The 14410-nt window shown below is 31.9% G+C and carries 15 protein-coding genes and 1 other RNA gene; 9 read left to right on the top strand and 7 right to left on the bottom strand.

The genetic code is table 11. From position 1 onward, the window contains the following. Nucleotides 1–11: 11 nt before the first annotated feature. Complete coding sequence (locus AB3G33_RS07835; RefSeq protein ID WP_367773915.1) at nt 12–1706, bottom strand: M23 family metallopeptidase; 1695 nt, start codon at nt 1704–1706, stop codon at nt 12–14. A gap of 177 nt (nt 1707–1883) precedes the next feature. Here AB3G33_RS07835 and AB3G33_RS07830 point away from each other — a divergent pair, with 177 nt between their 5' ends. The 4 genes from AB3G33_RS07830 to rny all read left to right on the top strand — a co-directional run bounded on the left by AB3G33_RS07830 (nt 1884) and on the right by rny (nt 4246). Then, nucleotides 1884–2174 carry a hypothetical protein gene (locus tag AB3G33_RS07830; protein WP_367773913.1) on the top strand — a complete coding sequence of 97 codons (291 nt, stop codon included), beginning with the start codon at nt 1884–1886 and terminating at the stop codon, nt 2172–2174. Nucleotides 2175–2182: 8 nt separating this feature from the next. Then, nucleotides 2183–2476 (top strand): cell division protein ZapA, encoded by a 294-nt coding sequence (locus tag AB3G33_RS07825; protein WP_367757631.1) that lies wholly within the window; start codon nt 2183–2185, stop codon nt 2474–2476. Between the two features lie 51 nt (nt 2477–2527). Next, nucleotides 2528–2634: non-coding RNA, 6S RNA (gene ssrS, locus AB3G33_RS07820), on the top strand. Nucleotides 2635–2683: 49 nt separating this feature from the next. Beyond that, nucleotides 2684–4246, top strand: coding sequence for a ribonuclease Y (gene rny / locus AB3G33_RS07815; protein WP_367773911.1), 1563 nt, complete (start codon nt 2684–2686; stop codon nt 4244–4246). Between the two features lie 106 nt (nt 4247–4352). Here rny and xerA read toward each other — a convergent pair whose 3' ends face one another. Together xerA and AB3G33_RS07805 are read right to left on the bottom strand one after the other, a co-directional pair. Beyond that, entirely contained in the window at nt 4353–5249 is an 897-nt protein-coding gene (gene xerA, locus AB3G33_RS07810; protein ID WP_367773908.1) for a site-specific tyrosine recombinase/integron integrase, read from the bottom strand. A 73-nt stretch (nt 5250–5322) separates the two neighbouring features. After that, the gene (locus AB3G33_RS07805) at nt 5323–5850 is read right to left on the bottom strand and encodes a porin family protein (protein ID WP_367773906.1); all 528 of its coding nucleotides are present in this window, start codon (nt 5848–5850) and stop codon (nt 5323–5325) included. Between the two features lie 330 nt (nt 5851–6180). Here AB3G33_RS07805 and AB3G33_RS07800 point away from each other — a divergent pair, with 330 nt between their 5' ends. Together AB3G33_RS07800 and aroQ are read left to right on the top strand one after the other, a co-directional pair. Next, nucleotides 6181–6723 carry a porin family protein gene (locus AB3G33_RS07800; RefSeq protein ID WP_367757623.1) on the top strand — a complete coding sequence of 181 codons (543 nt, stop codon included), beginning with the start codon at nt 6181–6183 and terminating at the stop codon, nt 6721–6723. A 77-nt stretch (nt 6724–6800) separates the two neighbouring features. After that, nucleotides 6801–7214, top strand: a complete 414-nt coding sequence (gene aroQ, locus AB3G33_RS07795; protein WP_367757621.1) for a type II 3-dehydroquinate dehydratase — start codon at nt 6801–6803, stop codon at nt 7212–7214. Nucleotides 7215–7219: 5 nt separating this feature from the next. On the opposite strand, the gene AB3G33_RS07790 is transcribed toward aroQ, so the two are convergent. From AB3G33_RS07790 to AB3G33_RS07775, 4 genes are all read right to left on the bottom strand, one after another. Beyond that, nucleotides 7220–8095, bottom strand: coding sequence for a cation diffusion facilitator family transporter (locus tag AB3G33_RS07790; protein WP_367773904.1), 876 nt, complete (start codon nt 8093–8095; stop codon nt 7220–7222). A gap of 92 nt (nt 8096–8187) precedes the next feature. After that, nucleotides 8188–9501: a UDP-N-acetylglucosamine 1-carboxyvinyltransferase gene (gene murA, locus AB3G33_RS07785; protein WP_367757617.1), complete on the bottom strand. Its 1314-nt coding sequence runs from the start codon at nt 9499–9501 to the stop codon at nt 8188–8190. Between the two features lie 91 nt (nt 9502–9592). Beyond that, on the bottom strand, nt 9593–10318 hold the full coding sequence (locus tag AB3G33_RS07780) for a DUF4290 domain-containing protein (protein ID WP_367757615.1): 726 nt from the start codon (nt 10316–10318) through the stop codon (nt 9593–9595). A gap of 81 nt (nt 10319–10399) precedes the next feature. Further along, nucleotides 10400–10684 carry a DUF493 family protein gene (locus AB3G33_RS07775; RefSeq protein ID WP_367757613.1) on the bottom strand — a complete coding sequence of 95 codons (285 nt, stop codon included), beginning with the start codon at nt 10682–10684 and terminating at the stop codon, nt 10400–10402. A gap of 149 nt (nt 10685–10833) precedes the next feature. On the opposite strand from AB3G33_RS07775, the gene AB3G33_RS07770 reads away from it, so the two are divergent. Genes AB3G33_RS07770 through fmt form a run of 3 tightly spaced genes read left to right on the top strand, consistent with a single transcriptional unit; the run spans nt 10834 to nt 14275 of the window. Beyond that, nucleotides 10834–11373: an AAA family ATPase gene (locus tag AB3G33_RS07770; RefSeq protein ID WP_367757611.1), complete on the top strand. Its 540-nt coding sequence runs from the start codon at nt 10834–10836 to the stop codon at nt 11371–11373. A gap of 59 nt (nt 11374–11432) precedes the next feature. Next, a complete protein-coding gene (locus AB3G33_RS07765) occupies nt 11433–13328 on the top strand; it encodes a RecQ family ATP-dependent DNA helicase (protein ID WP_367773902.1) in 1896 nt (631 codons plus the stop codon). Then, nucleotides 13328–14275 (top strand): methionyl-tRNA formyltransferase, encoded by a 948-nt coding sequence (gene fmt, locus AB3G33_RS07760; protein ID WP_367773900.1) that lies wholly within the window; start codon nt 13328–13330, stop codon nt 14273–14275. Before AB3G33_RS07765 ends, fmt begins: the two co-directional genes overlap by 1 nt. The last annotated feature ends 135 nt before the right edge of the window (nt 14276–14410 follow it).

The following is a 14410-nucleotide window of genomic DNA, read 5'->3' as shown; positions in this document are numbered from 1 at the left end:
TCGATATATTATTATTTTTGACTTCTAAAAAAATGAGTCTCAAAGGTAGTTGAATTTCCTACATTATCTACCACCACCACTTTTAAATCATTAGCACCTTCAGCTACGACACCATCACTAAAATTATGAGTGATTTTTTTTGTTTTGTTGTCGTATTCAAATAAAATCCAATTTCCGTTTAAGTATCCATTATACGATTTTATACCTGAACCATAATCATTTATCGAAAGCTGAATCGTATTTTGAGCACTTATCCATTTCCCTTCAATAGGATTCGCAATAGAAATTGTTGGTGGTACGGTATCCATTTTCAAAGCGTATTTGCCTAATGATCTCACTTTGGCAGTGAATACATTATCTTTTCTTTGAGTTGCATTATAACCTACTCTCCCATTATCAATATCGGCAATAAAAACTTTTCCTTTTTGCTCCTCAGAAAAAGAACTGTCTTCAATAGTAATAGTAAAACTAGAAAAAACAGGAACAGAGTCGTCGTGAAGATACAGAGTATCCCCCTTTACATCAAAGTTCATATTAAAATCCTCAAAAAAAGTTCCAGCTGGAAAGAAAACCGACATATTATTTTTTGAAAAAATATTGTCTTTATTCACTTTTACAAAATAATTAGAAACGACTGGTTCCCTATCTACTATAGTTGCCGATACATCATAACTAATAGGTATGTTGACTACATTTTTATTTCCAAAAAAATCAGAAACTTCAATGCGATAAATAGAGGCCAAGTTTGGCGCAACATTTATGATCCCATTATTCTCATCTGTCTTTATAATACTCAACTTATAAGGATTGATCATAAATAATTTCTGAACTCTTTGCGATGTTTTTTTATATCTAGGATAATCAATCAATGCATTTACGTAACGCATTTCATCAAAAGAGTAAGTATCAAATTGATAGCCAAAAGTAGGCTTCCCATTAAGATAGGTTTGCACTTTATAAATTCCATTTTTATTAAATGAAACATTATCATAATCATCCGCGGTGACACCAAAACCAATTTTACCATTTGCAACCACTTTATTTGCTAAATAGGTACCGTCTTTTTGTAGAGATAAATTAAGAAGCAAAGGTCGCTTCGATTGATTCACAACCGTTCTATTATCCACTGGATAAACGTAAATAGCTGATAATAGTGGTTTTTTAGTATCCTTTAAGTATTTATCAAAACCAAACAGTAAAGGGTTTATAATTTTTTCGGTTTTGCTGTCGCGAAATTCAAAATGCAAATGGGGCCCTTCCGAAGAACCTGTATTACCAGAAAGAGCAATTGTTTGCCCTTTTTTCACCGTTAGTTCATTTGGCTTTAAGAATAATTCAATCTCAAAAGCTTGTTCCTTGTAATGTCCTTTTTTTATATAACTTTCAATTTCATCTGTTGCTTTTTGCAAGTGACAATATACCGAAGTAAAACCATTCGGATGCGTAATATAAATTGCTTTTCCATTCCCAAAAGTGGAAATTTTTATTCTAGAAACATACCCATCTGCAACAGCATGAACCTCTAAACCTTCTCGTTGCAAGGTTTTAAAATCAAAACCAGCATGAAAATGATTGGGTCTCAGCTCCCCAAAATTACCAGATAACTGTACTGGAATATCAATAGGCAGACTAAAATAATCTTTTGGATACTCATTTTGTCCAAAAACAGAACCCGAAAATAATAGAACAAAAATAAAAAATCTCATGGCTTACATTTTTGCTAAGGTAAAAAAACTAATTGCTTTCGCTTTATAAAAAAACACAAATCGTAACCAATTACATTACAACAATTTGATTATTTTCTAATAAAAAAACAAATAAAATATTGTAATAATAAAAAGTAATACTAAATTTGTAATATTAAGTAATGAATAGGATATATAATGAGTGTAATTGCAGAAATAATTGATACTCTTGAAAATAAAGTTGTAAAACTAGTTCTAAAAATACAAAATTTAGAAAAAAAAACTCAAGAATTACAGGTCGATTTAACAAAATCTGCACAAATCATACAAACTCAGTCAACTGAGATTGAAGCGTTAAAAGCGCAATATGAGACACTTAAAATTGCCAACTCATTACTGGGCAGTGACGATAATAAAAGAGATACAAAGCTTAAAATAAATTCATTAATTCGTGAAATTGATTACTGTATAGCACAACTATCAGATTAGTAAAAAATATGGACGAAAAGCTTAAAATTAAAATATCAATTGCAGACAGAGTATACCCCTTAACTGTGGAACTATCTCAGGAGGAAGGACTTAGGAGTGCTTCTAAAAAAATTGATGTAATGATGAAGCAGTTTGAAGAAAATTATGCCGTTCGAGACAAGCAAGATGTATTAGCCATGTGCGCTTTACAATTTGCTTCTCAAGTAGAACAAAAACAAATTGACAACGCTATTAATGGCGAAGAAACCATTGAAAGAATTAAAAAAATCAATGCGCTTTTAGATCAATATCTCGATAATTAAACGTTCTTTACAGAAACTAAGATACTGCCTACATTAGTTCACATTTGGTAAACTCAACACTAACAATTTAGAATGAGCAAATCATCGTTACTATAGCAAGCCAATTCAGTTTGGAAGCTTGAACAACGAGTTAGCTCAAAACTTGTCTTTTCGAGTTTATTCAATCAGCCTAATGTAGGCTTTTTTATATATAAATTTTAAACAAACATGGACATATTAACGATCGTTATTTCAGGAATAATAGGTATTGCGGGAGGTTTTGGGATAGCCAAAATCATAGAAAAGAGCAATATTTCAAATTTAATTAAAAATGCTAAAAAAGAAGCATCATCAATTTTAAAAGACGCTAATCTAGAAGCTGAAAACATAAAAAAAGATAAAATTCTGCAAGCCAAAGAGAAATTTATCGAATTAAAATCAGAACACGAACAAGTCATTTTATCTCGTGATAAAAAAGTAGCCGAAGTAGAAAAAAGAATTCGTGACAAAGAATCTCAAATTTCTAATGAGTTATCAAAAGCAAAAAAAGTAAATGATGATTTCGAATCAAAATCGGCTGAATTTTCATCTAAAATTGAAGTTTTAGATAAAAAGCAATCCGAAGTTGAGAAAATGCACAAAAGCCAACTGCAACAACTGGAAGTAATTTCTGGTTTATCTGCAGAGGAAGCGAAAAGTCAATTAGTTGAAGGTCTAAAAGCAGAAGCAAAAAGCCAAGCAATGGGACACATTCAAGATACTATTGAAGAGGCAAAATTAACTGCACAACAAGAAGCCAAAAAAATAATCATCAACACCATTCAAAGAGTTGGTACTGAAGAAGCAGTTGAAAACTGTGTTTCTGTATTTAACATTGAGTCAGATGACGTTAAAGGTAGAATCATTGGTCGTGAAGGTAGAAATATTAGAGCACTTGAGGCTGCAACTGGAGTTGAAATCATTGTAGATGACACACCAGAAGCGATCATCCTTTCTTGTTTTGACCCAGTACGTAGAGAGATTGCCCGTTTGGCTTTGCATAAATTAGTAACAGACGGTCGTATCCACCCAGCACGAATTGAAGAAGTTGTTGCTAAAACTGCTAAACAAATTGATGATGAAATTATTGAAGTTGGTAAACGTACAGTTATTGACCTAGGAATTCACGGTTTACACCCTGAATTAATTAAGGTAGTAGGACGTATGAAATACCGTTCTTCTTATGGTCAAAACTTACTACAACACTCCCGTGAAGTTTCTAAGCTTTGTGGAATCATGGCAGCTGAATTAGGACTTAACGTAAAGTTAGCTAAGAGAGCAGGTTTATTGCATGATATTGGAAAAGTACCAGATGCAGAAAGTGACTTACCTCACGCCTTATTAGGAATGCAATGGGCTGAGAAATATGGTGAAAAAGAAGAAGTTTGTAATGCAATTGGTGCGCACCACGATGAAATAGAAATGAAATCTCTTTTATCTCCAATTATTCAAGTTTGTGATGCTATATCTGGAGCAAGACCTGGAGCAAGAAGACAAGTTTTAGACTCTTACATTCAACGTTTAAAAGATCTAGAAGAAGTAGCTTACGGATTTACTGGAGTAAAAAATGCTTATGCCATTCAAGCGGGTAGAGAATTACGTGTGATAGTAGAGAGTGAAAAAGTTTCTGATGACAATGCAGCTACTTTATCTTTTGAAATTTCACAAAAAATACAAACAGAGATGACTTATCCTGGTCAAGTAAAAGTTACTGTAATTAGAGAAACAAGAGCGGTAAATATCGCTAAATAATATATAAAATACGCTTTTATTACAATTGCGGTATGATTCACTTATATGAATCATACCGCAATTTTTTTAGATTGTCTATACACAGCAAATAGTGAAATTCAGACTCCTATTTTCTGGGATGGAAATTATTAATGACTTCCGACAAAAATTTACGATCTAAATGCAAATATATTTCCGTTGTAGTAATCGATTCATGACCTAACATCAATTGAATAGAACGCAAATCAGCACCATTTTCTAATAGATGAGTTGCAAAAGAATGCCGAAAGGTATGTGGACTTATCTTTTTATTTAATTCTACCTTTAAAGCCAAATCTTTAATAATTGTAAAAATCATCGCCCGTGTGAGCTGACTTCCTCGCCTATTCAAAAATAAAGTGTCTCCAAAACCTTTTTTTATATTGATATGAATTCGAATTGTGTTTTTATAAAGTTCAATGTATTTTTTTGATAAATCACCAATTGGAACAAAACGCTGTTTATTGCCTTTACCCGTTATTTTGATAAATCCTTCTTCGAAAAATAAATCAGAAATTTTCAACGCAACCAATTCAGACACCCGAAGACCACAACCATAAAGCAATTCTAGCATCGCTCTATTACGCTCTCCTTCATTTGAAACTAAATCTATAGCTCCAATTAGAGAGTCAATTTCGACTACAGACAACGTATCAGGTAATTTCCTTCCTGTTTTAGGTGTTTCTATAAGTTCCAAAGGATTGTCAAGACGATAATCTTCAAATATTAAATAACCAAAAAAACTTTTAAGACCCGAAATTATTCGCGCTTGTGAACGTGCATTGACTTCGCTAGAAATAGTATAAATAAAGTGCTGAATTGTTTCTTCGCTAATTTTTATAGGAGAAACTTCAATTCCGTTTGTTTCAAGATACAAACACAGTCTTTCAATATCGAAAGAATAATTCTGTATCGTATTACTTGACAGTCCTCGTTCAATTTTCAAATACGATTGAAAGTTTTTTATATAATTATTCCAACTCATAAATACAAAGTAAGCCTTTTATTTAATACAAAAACCTTCCAAAATTGGAAGGTTTTCAATAATATTTAAAATTTTAAAATTTATACCCTACAGCTATTTGAATCACTGAGTTTTTCGACTCTTTTTCCCCTGGGCCTATACTTTCTTGCAACCTTAATAAGCCTAAATCATAACGAACACCAAATATGAAATTTTTAGTAATATCATAATTAGCACCAAAATCCACACTAATATCCGTTGTTTTAAAGAATTCTTTAACATCCACTCCCTCCGATTTTGCAGAAATTAAAAAACCGACTTGTGGCCCCAATTCAATGCTAAAAGAATCGGCAACATAGTATTTTGCCAAAATTGGAATGTTTATATAATCCAGTTTTAACTCCATACCTTCCGATTTTACTCCTTGACCAGAATATAAAACTTCTGGCTGAATAGCAAACTTATCGCCAATCATAAATTCACCAAAAACACCTCCTTCAAATCCAACTAACGCTTTTGAATTATCAACGTGGGTAACTGTTGCAATATTCAGACCTGCCTTAATACCAAAAGACATTTCTTTTTTATCCTGTGCATTATTGCTAGTTATTATAAATAACACTGAATTGTAAAAATAATTTTCTTCATGATTTTAATATTTAAAATTAGAATATCAAAGTTAAATAACTAATAACCAAAAAGTTAACAACAGTAATTAAACTCGTTGACAATCAAAAAGTTACGACTAAAAACGACAAAATAAGACTTTTAATACTTTTATACTTACATTATTTTCATACTAGATCGAAAGCCCATATAGAAAAAACAGCCACACATTTAAAAAATAAGCTTATAATTTTGACATAAAAACAAATAATATTACAATAACTATTACATAAAAGAGTTCTAAATTGCTCGATATAAACAGACATTAATATTAAAACAATAACTTATGAAAAAATCAATTTTGATTGGGCTATTTTTCTTCGCCTTATCTAATAACGTAGAGGCACAATTAGTAAAATTCGGAATTAAAGCAGGGGTTAATTATGCAAATTTCGAAGGGTCAGACATACAAACTGACGCGATAACTAGTTACCACGCTGGTCTTGTAGCAGAAATTAAACTTGTGGATAGTTTCTCAATACAACCCGAATTACTTTATTCTACTCAAGGAGCAACATATAAAAATGCTGGAACTGAGTTCAAAAATGAATTAGGTTACTTATCCATTCCCGTTTTGGCTAAAATTCATTTAAATAAATTTGTCAGTCTTGATCTTGGACCACAAGCTTCTTTTTTATTAAGTGAAAGGAATAATTTTGATGTAAGTAATGCTGAAACATTTGAATTTGCAGCAGTAGGTGGTTTAGGAGTTAATCTAACAAAAAGCATCTTCTTACAAGGACGTTATGTTTTAGGTCTTACAGAAGTCTCAAAAGAAGCTCAAACAAAAAACTCAGTAGTTCAAGTATCAGTTGGTTTTCTTTTCTAGAAAGTGAATCAAAACTAATTTTATCAAAACCGTTTCATAATTGGAACGGTTTATTTATTTTTACAAAAACATAAATTATGAAAATTAGTATTGTCAACGGTCCGAATCTTAATTTATTAGGAAAACGTGAACCAGAAGTGTATGGAAGTCTAACTTTTGAAGAATACTTTACTAGTCTACAAATTAAATTTCCAACAATAGAGTTCAGTTATTTCCAAAGCAATATAGAAGGAGAACTGATTGATAAAATCCAAGAATTTGGCTTTACTTACGACGGAATAATACTTAATGCAGGTGCTTATACTCACACCTCTATAGGAATTGGAGATGCTATTAAAGCAATAACAACACCCGTGGTAGAGGTACATATTTCAAATACTTTTTCACGCGAGAGTTTTAGACACCAATCTTATATTTCAGGAAATGCAAAAGGAGTTATATTAGGTTTTGGCTTAAAAAGTTACGAACTAGCTATCCAATCTTTTCTATAATTAGTCTAAACCTGATAATGGGGCTCTACATGAATTAAAACATGCCCCAATTCAGGAATTTCTGTTCGTAAAGTATCTTTTAATTTATGAGCCAAATCATGTCCTTCTCTAACTGAGATAGTTCCATCAACTATAGCATGAAGATCGACGTGGTATTTCATTCCTGCCTTACGAATAAAACACTTTTCTGTATCAATAATACCTTCTACCTGTGAAGAAACTTTTCTTATTTCTTCAATTAAGTCATCATTCAAATGCTCGTCCATTATTTCACCAAGGGCAGGTCTAAAGATAAGATAGCTATTATATAAAATAAAACCTGAGGCAAAAAGTGCAGCCCAATCATCAGCAGATTCATATCCTTTTCCTAAAATTAAAGCAATAGATATACCTATAAAAGCAGCTATAGAGGTTATTGCATCGGACCGATGATGCCAAGCATCTGCTTTCAATGAAGAGCTATTTGTTTCAATACTTCTTTTCATTACCAACCGAAAAGAATATTCTTTCCAAATAATTATGGCACCCAAAACAAATAAAGTCCAAGACTTAGGCAAATCATGTGCTATTTGAATATTTATGATACTTTCATAGGCAATAATAGTAGCCGATGTAATCAAGAAACCAACTACTAAAAAAGTGACAAGAGGCTCAGCACGACCATGACCATAAGGGTGATTTTTATCTGCTGGCTTATTTGAATATTTAATTCCAAATAGTACTAAAAATGAAGCAAATATATCCGTTGTCGATTCAATTGCATCTGCAATCAAAGCATATGAATTTCCAAAAAAACCTGCAAAGCCCTTAATTATTGCTAAACAAGTATTTCCAATAATACTGAAATAAGTAGCTTTTAATGCTTTCTCTTCGTGTGACATTTTAATTTTTTAATTAAAAAATCGCTTAAATAAAATCTCTTTAATGAATGCAAAAAGATTTATTTAAACGATTAAAATAGGACTTGTTATATTTATTCTACACGAACTATATTAGCTCCGATTGCTCTCAATCGTTCGTCGATTCTTTCATATCCACGATCGATTTGCTCAATATTTTGAATAGTACTAGTTCCTTTACCAGAAAGAGCTGCAATTAATAAAGAAATTCCAGCACGAATATCTGGTGAAGACATTGTTGTAGCTTTCAATTGAGATTTAAAATCATGCCCCATAACAACTGCTCTGTGCGGATCACATAACATGATTTTTGCTCCCATGTCAATTAGTTTATCCACGAAGAACAAACGGCTTTCAAACATTTTTTGATGAATTAACACATCTCCTTTGGCTTGAGTAGCCACTACTAAAACGATACTCAATAAATCAGGAGTAAATCCCGGCCAAGGCGCATCTGCAATGGTAAGAATAGAACCATCAATATCTGTTTTAATTTCGTATCCATCTTCATGAGCAGGAATATAAATATCATCCCCTTTACGCTCCAATGTAATTCCTAGTTTTCTAAAAGTATTTGGAATAACACCTAGATTGTCCCAACTCACATTTTTAATTGTAATTTCACTTCTAGTCATAGCAGCTAGTCCAATCCAGCTTCCTATCTCAATCATATCAGGCAAAATTCTATGCTCACAACCACCAAGTGCTTCCACACCTTCAATAGACAATAAATTAGATCCAACTCCAGTTATTTTTGCTCCCATGGAGTTTAACATCTTACAAAGTTGTTGCAAATAAGGTTCACAAGCAGCATTATATACCGTTGTTTTTCCTTTGGCTAAAACTGCTGCCATTACAATATTTGCAGTTCCAGTTACTGAAGCTTCATCAAGTAACATATCTGTACCAATTAAACCATTTTTAGCTTCAACACCATAAAAATGATCTTCACGATTGTAACGAAATTTTGCTCCTAAATTAATAAAACCTTCAAAATGAGTATCTAATCTTCTACGTCCTATTTTATCTCCACCTGGTTTAGGGATATATCCTTTTCCAAAACGAGCCAAAAGTGGACCTACAATCATGATAGAACCACGTAATGAACCGCCCTCTTTCTTAAATGCTTCGGTTTCCAGATAACCAATATTCACATCATCTGCTTGAAAAGTATAAGAACCTGCCCCGTTTTTTTGAATTTTAACTCCTAGATTACCTAATAGCGTAATAAGTTTATTAATATCAATAATATCTGGAATGTTGTTTATAGTTACTTCTTCAGGCGTCAAAAGTACAGCACACAAAATTTGTAATGCTTCATTTTTTGCTCCTTGTGGAGTAATTTCTCCTTTTAAACGTATGCCTCCTTCTATTTTGAAAATTCCCATATGATATTATTATTAGTTTTATAAATAATTTAAGATACTACTGCCATCTAGCTGATGAATATTATCAAACCAAATTTAGCTACTTGATATCTTATTTCTGATTGTTATTATTATTTTTTATGTACGGTTTTGATTTACCTGTTTTCGCATTTTTATTGCTTTGAATTTTTGGTTGACCAGCAGGAGTAATTTTATTAGATATTCGCTTATTAGTCCTTAATAAATCAGTCGTATTTAAAAGTTCCTCCGTACTTTGAAGCATATTCAATTTACCGTCGGATAACTCATACAAATGTTCAAAAATAACATCGTCTTTCACGGTATCTTTGTTCCAACTTAAATATGATTTTTTCATGTGATTGGCAATGACTTTTACCAATGCATTTTTCATATCCCCATCTTCCCATTTATTGGCAACATCAATCATATATTTAATATTGTTACCGTAATACCTGTATTTTGGAAAATTTTGAGGGTATTTTAAAACATCCGGTTTTAATTGCAAAACTTCACGCGAAGGTATTGGGTAAGGAGATTCAACATCTAATCTAAAATCAGACATAATAAAAAGTTGATCCCATAATTTGTGCTGAAAATCCAATACATCACGCAAATGAGGATTTAAACTACCCATTACTTGAATAATATACTTTGCTGCTTTATTGCGCTCTTCCACATCAACAATTGCTGTAGCTTGATCAATTAGTTTCTGTAAATGACGTCCATATTCAGGAATAATCAAATGCGATCTTTCAGCATTATATTCTAAATGATGCACAACATCATTAGCATTTTCTTTTTGATACTTTGAATTCATATGTGAATTATTTTGAGGCTTTTCAATACAACAATAGATGTGCAAACAAAACTGTTTACAATACACATTGTTATTTGATATTTATAATGAAACGATACCTTTAATAGTAGAGACTTCTAGGTATTTATCAATAATTTCTTGAGAATCTTTAACCTGAACATCAACTGATATACTGGTAAATTTACCTGTTTTTGATTTTGTCGTTTTAATAACCGCTCCCATGCAATCAAAAGCAAATTCTACACGTTCAACATTGTCATTTTCAGTTGGAACAATAAATTTAAATAAGTACAAAGCGGGCCAAGTATTACTCATGTCCAACTCTACTTTTAATCTATCATAAAATTCTTCGGTCTTCTTATCCATTTTTTAATTAAAATTAAAGCAAATATACGGTTTCAAATGTAATTTATGAATTATGGATTATTAATTTTTCTTAAAAACTATAATTTTAATGATAATGATTTTTTCAAATTCCAATAAGTTTAAGTAAGTTTGCGCCTTATTTCTAAAAAGTGCAAAAAGAAATCATAGTAATTATAGGTGGTCCAGGAACTGGGAAAAGTACGCTAATTGAAGGATTGAAAGCAAAAGGCTTTTGTTGCTATCCGGAAATTTCAAGGGAGGTTACTTTGGAGGCCAAAAAGCAAGGAATTGAACAATTATTTCTTGAAAAACCATTATTATTTAGTGAACTCCTTCTTGAAGGAAGAAAAAAGCAGTTCACAAACGCACAAAACGAACCACATGACATTGTTTTCATTGACCGTGGTATTCCTGATGTATTGGCTTATATGCACTATATTGGAGACAGTTACCCCGCATCTTTTGATGCAATCTGTAGAGAACATGTCTATTCAAAAATTTTCATTCTTCCGCCTTGGGAGGAGATTTACATAAGTGACGAAGCACGTTATGAAAACTACGAACAAGCAAAATTAATTCAGGATCATCTTATTGAAACATACCAAGGGTATGGTTACAATCTTATTGAAGTACCAAAGGAAACGGTAGATAAAAGAATTCTTTTTATATTAGACAAAATTTCTAATTAATTCGTAATTTAATTTCTGAATTATGGATTGTTAACATAATATTCAAAATTCAAAAATTGATGTCTGAAGCATTACAAATTCTTCAAAAATATTGGAAGCATGATCGCTTTAGACCACTACAACAAGAAATAATAGATTCTGTTTTAAGTGGACAAGACACCTTTGCATTAATGCCCACTGGAGGAGGTAAATCAATTTGTTTTCAAATTCCCGCAATGGTCAATAAAGGAATTTGCCTTGTTATTTCTCCATTAATTGCATTAATGAAAGATCAAGTTGCCAACTTGCAAAAAAGAGATATTAAAGCAATAGCTCTCACTGGCGGCATAAAATCTAATGAAATGATTGACTTATTGGACAATTGCCAATTTGGAAATTATAAATTCCTCTACTTGTCACCTGAACGTTTACAGTCTGATTGGATCTTAGACAGAATAAAAAATCTTCCCATAAATTTAATAGCTATTGACGAAGCACATTGTGTTTCACAATGGGGACATGACTTTCGACCTGCATATTTAAAAATATCCGGATTAAAAGACCATTTCCCAAATGTTCCTTTTCTAGCCCTAACCGCTACGGCCACTCCCAAAGCAAAAGAGGATATCATAACCGAATTAGGACTGCATAATCCTAAATTATTTCAAAAATCTTTTGCTCGAAAAAATATCGCATATATGGTTTTTGAAACCGATGATAAGCTCTTTCGGATTGAACAAATATTAAAAAAAAATCCACAGTCCTCTATCATTTATGTTCGAAATAGAAAATCTTGTTTAGAAATTTCAACACAATTGCGTTATCTAGGATTTAAAGCCACATTCTACCATGGTGGACTTTCATCCAAAGAAAAAGATAAAAACATGCAGCTGTGGATGCAGGATGAAGTTCAGGTCATTGTAGCAACAAATGCCTTCGGGATGGGTATTGACAAATCCAATGTAAAAACAGTAATTCACATTCAACTACCCGAAAATTTAGAAAATTATTATCAGGAAGCTGGTCGCTCAGGAAGAAATGGCGATAAAGCGTTTGCCGTACTACTCACAAATCCATCTGATATAGCTCAAACCGAAAACCAATTTATAAACATATTACCCGACAAAGCTTTTTTAAATTCCATTTACATCAAACTTTGCAACTACTTTCAAATCGCTTATGGAGAAGGAATAAACGAGCAGTTCTCTTTTAATTTAAATGCTTTTTGTCTAAAATATAAGTTCCCTGTCCTAAAAACATATAATGCAATGCAGTTTTTAGACAGACAAGGTGTTATCACTTTATCACAAGAATTCTCAGAAAAAATCACATTACAGTTCATTATTCCTTCAAAAGAAGTAATTCGCTATACCAGTTTAAATCCACATGACGAAGAAATTCTTTTAGCAATATTAAGAACCTATCCTGGTATTTATGAGATGCAAACGGCATTTAACTTGCCATTAATTGCAAAAAAATCGAATCATCCTGAAACACAAATTTATGCTGTTTTACAAAAATTAAAAGAAAAAGGAATTATTGATTACCATTCCAGAAACAATGATTCCACTTTAATTTTTAATGAAATTCGGGAAGACGAAAGAACTATAAATAGAGTTGCTAAATATTTAGAAAATCAAAATACCTTAAAAAAAGAGCAATTTAAATCGGTTTTAAAATACATAAAAGAAGACAAAGTTTGCAAGAGCAAATTGATTTTAAATTATTTTGGAGAAAAAACCACAGAGGATTGCGGTATCTGTTCCTACTGTATTACCAAAAAAAATAAAAAAACGAATACAATACCTCTTTCTAAAGAGATTCTTTTGATAATAACTAATGAGGAATTAAATTCTAGAGAAATCCAAAATAGGATCAATAATAAATCAGACGATGTTATCTTTGCAATTCAGCAACTATTGGAAAACGAAAAAATAATATTAAAACCTAATAACAAATATATCTTAAAACTATAATGGAAAAATTACGAATTGTATTTATGGGAACTCCGGAATTTGCCGTTGGAATACTTGACACCATAATCAAAAATAGCTATACTGTTGTAGGAGTAATAACCGCAGCGGACAAACCTGCAGGTCGCGGACAAAAAATAAAATATTCAGCTGTAAAAGAATACGCTTTAGAACATAACCTTCCTTTATTACAACCTACAAATCTAAAAGATGAAGGATTTTTACAAGAGTTAAAAAATCTAAATGCAAATTTACAAATCGTCGTTGCCTTTAGAATGCTACCCAAAGTTGTTTGGGAAATGCCTATACTAGGCACTTTTAACTTACACGCTTCACTCCTACCAAATTATCGTGGCGCAGCTCCAATTAATTGGGCTATTATAAACGGAGAGGAGAAAACAGGTGTCACTACTTTTTTCATTGATGACAAAATAGACACTGGAGCAATGATTATGAGCTCTGAGACAGCTATTGATCCAGAGGAGAATGCTGGGCAACTGCACGATCGATTAATGCATTTAGGAAGTGATACGGTCATTAAAACTTTAGATTTAATTGAAAACAGGAAGGTAACCACCACCATTCAACAAGAATCATCTGATATAAAAACCGCTTACAAGCTAAATAAAGAAAATTGTAAAATTGATTGGACAAAATCAGCATCAGAAATCAATAATTTAATAAGAGGTTTAAGTCCTTATCCAGCTGCTTGGAGCTTCTTTTCGGATAAAAATGAAGAATGGAATGTCAAAATTTACGAAGCTAAAATAACTACTGAAGACCACTCTTATGAAATTGGAAGTCTAATATGTACCAAGAAAGAAATGAAAATTGCAGTTCAGAAAGGGTTTATCCAAGTTATGAATCTGCAGTTTCCAGGTAAAAAGAGAATGAAAACATCAGAATTATTGAATGGAATTACATTTTCAGAACAAGCAAAAGCCTATTAAGGCTACTAAAATCGGGGCTTTATTACAAATCATCACCAAAAAGCACTGTTTTATGAACAAAAAAAATAAGTTATTAACAAATCGTGCTAAAATCAACGAAAACGCTTGCGAGGTACGTATTTCCTGCTAAATTTG

The organism is Flavobacterium sp. WC2421, from assembly GCF_040822115.1.
GTDB lineage: Bacteria > Bacteroidota > Bacteroidia > Flavobacteriales > Flavobacteriaceae > Flavobacterium.
Note: the sequence above shows the minus strand (reverse complement) of the source record. Positions and strands in the feature narration are given on the sequence as shown.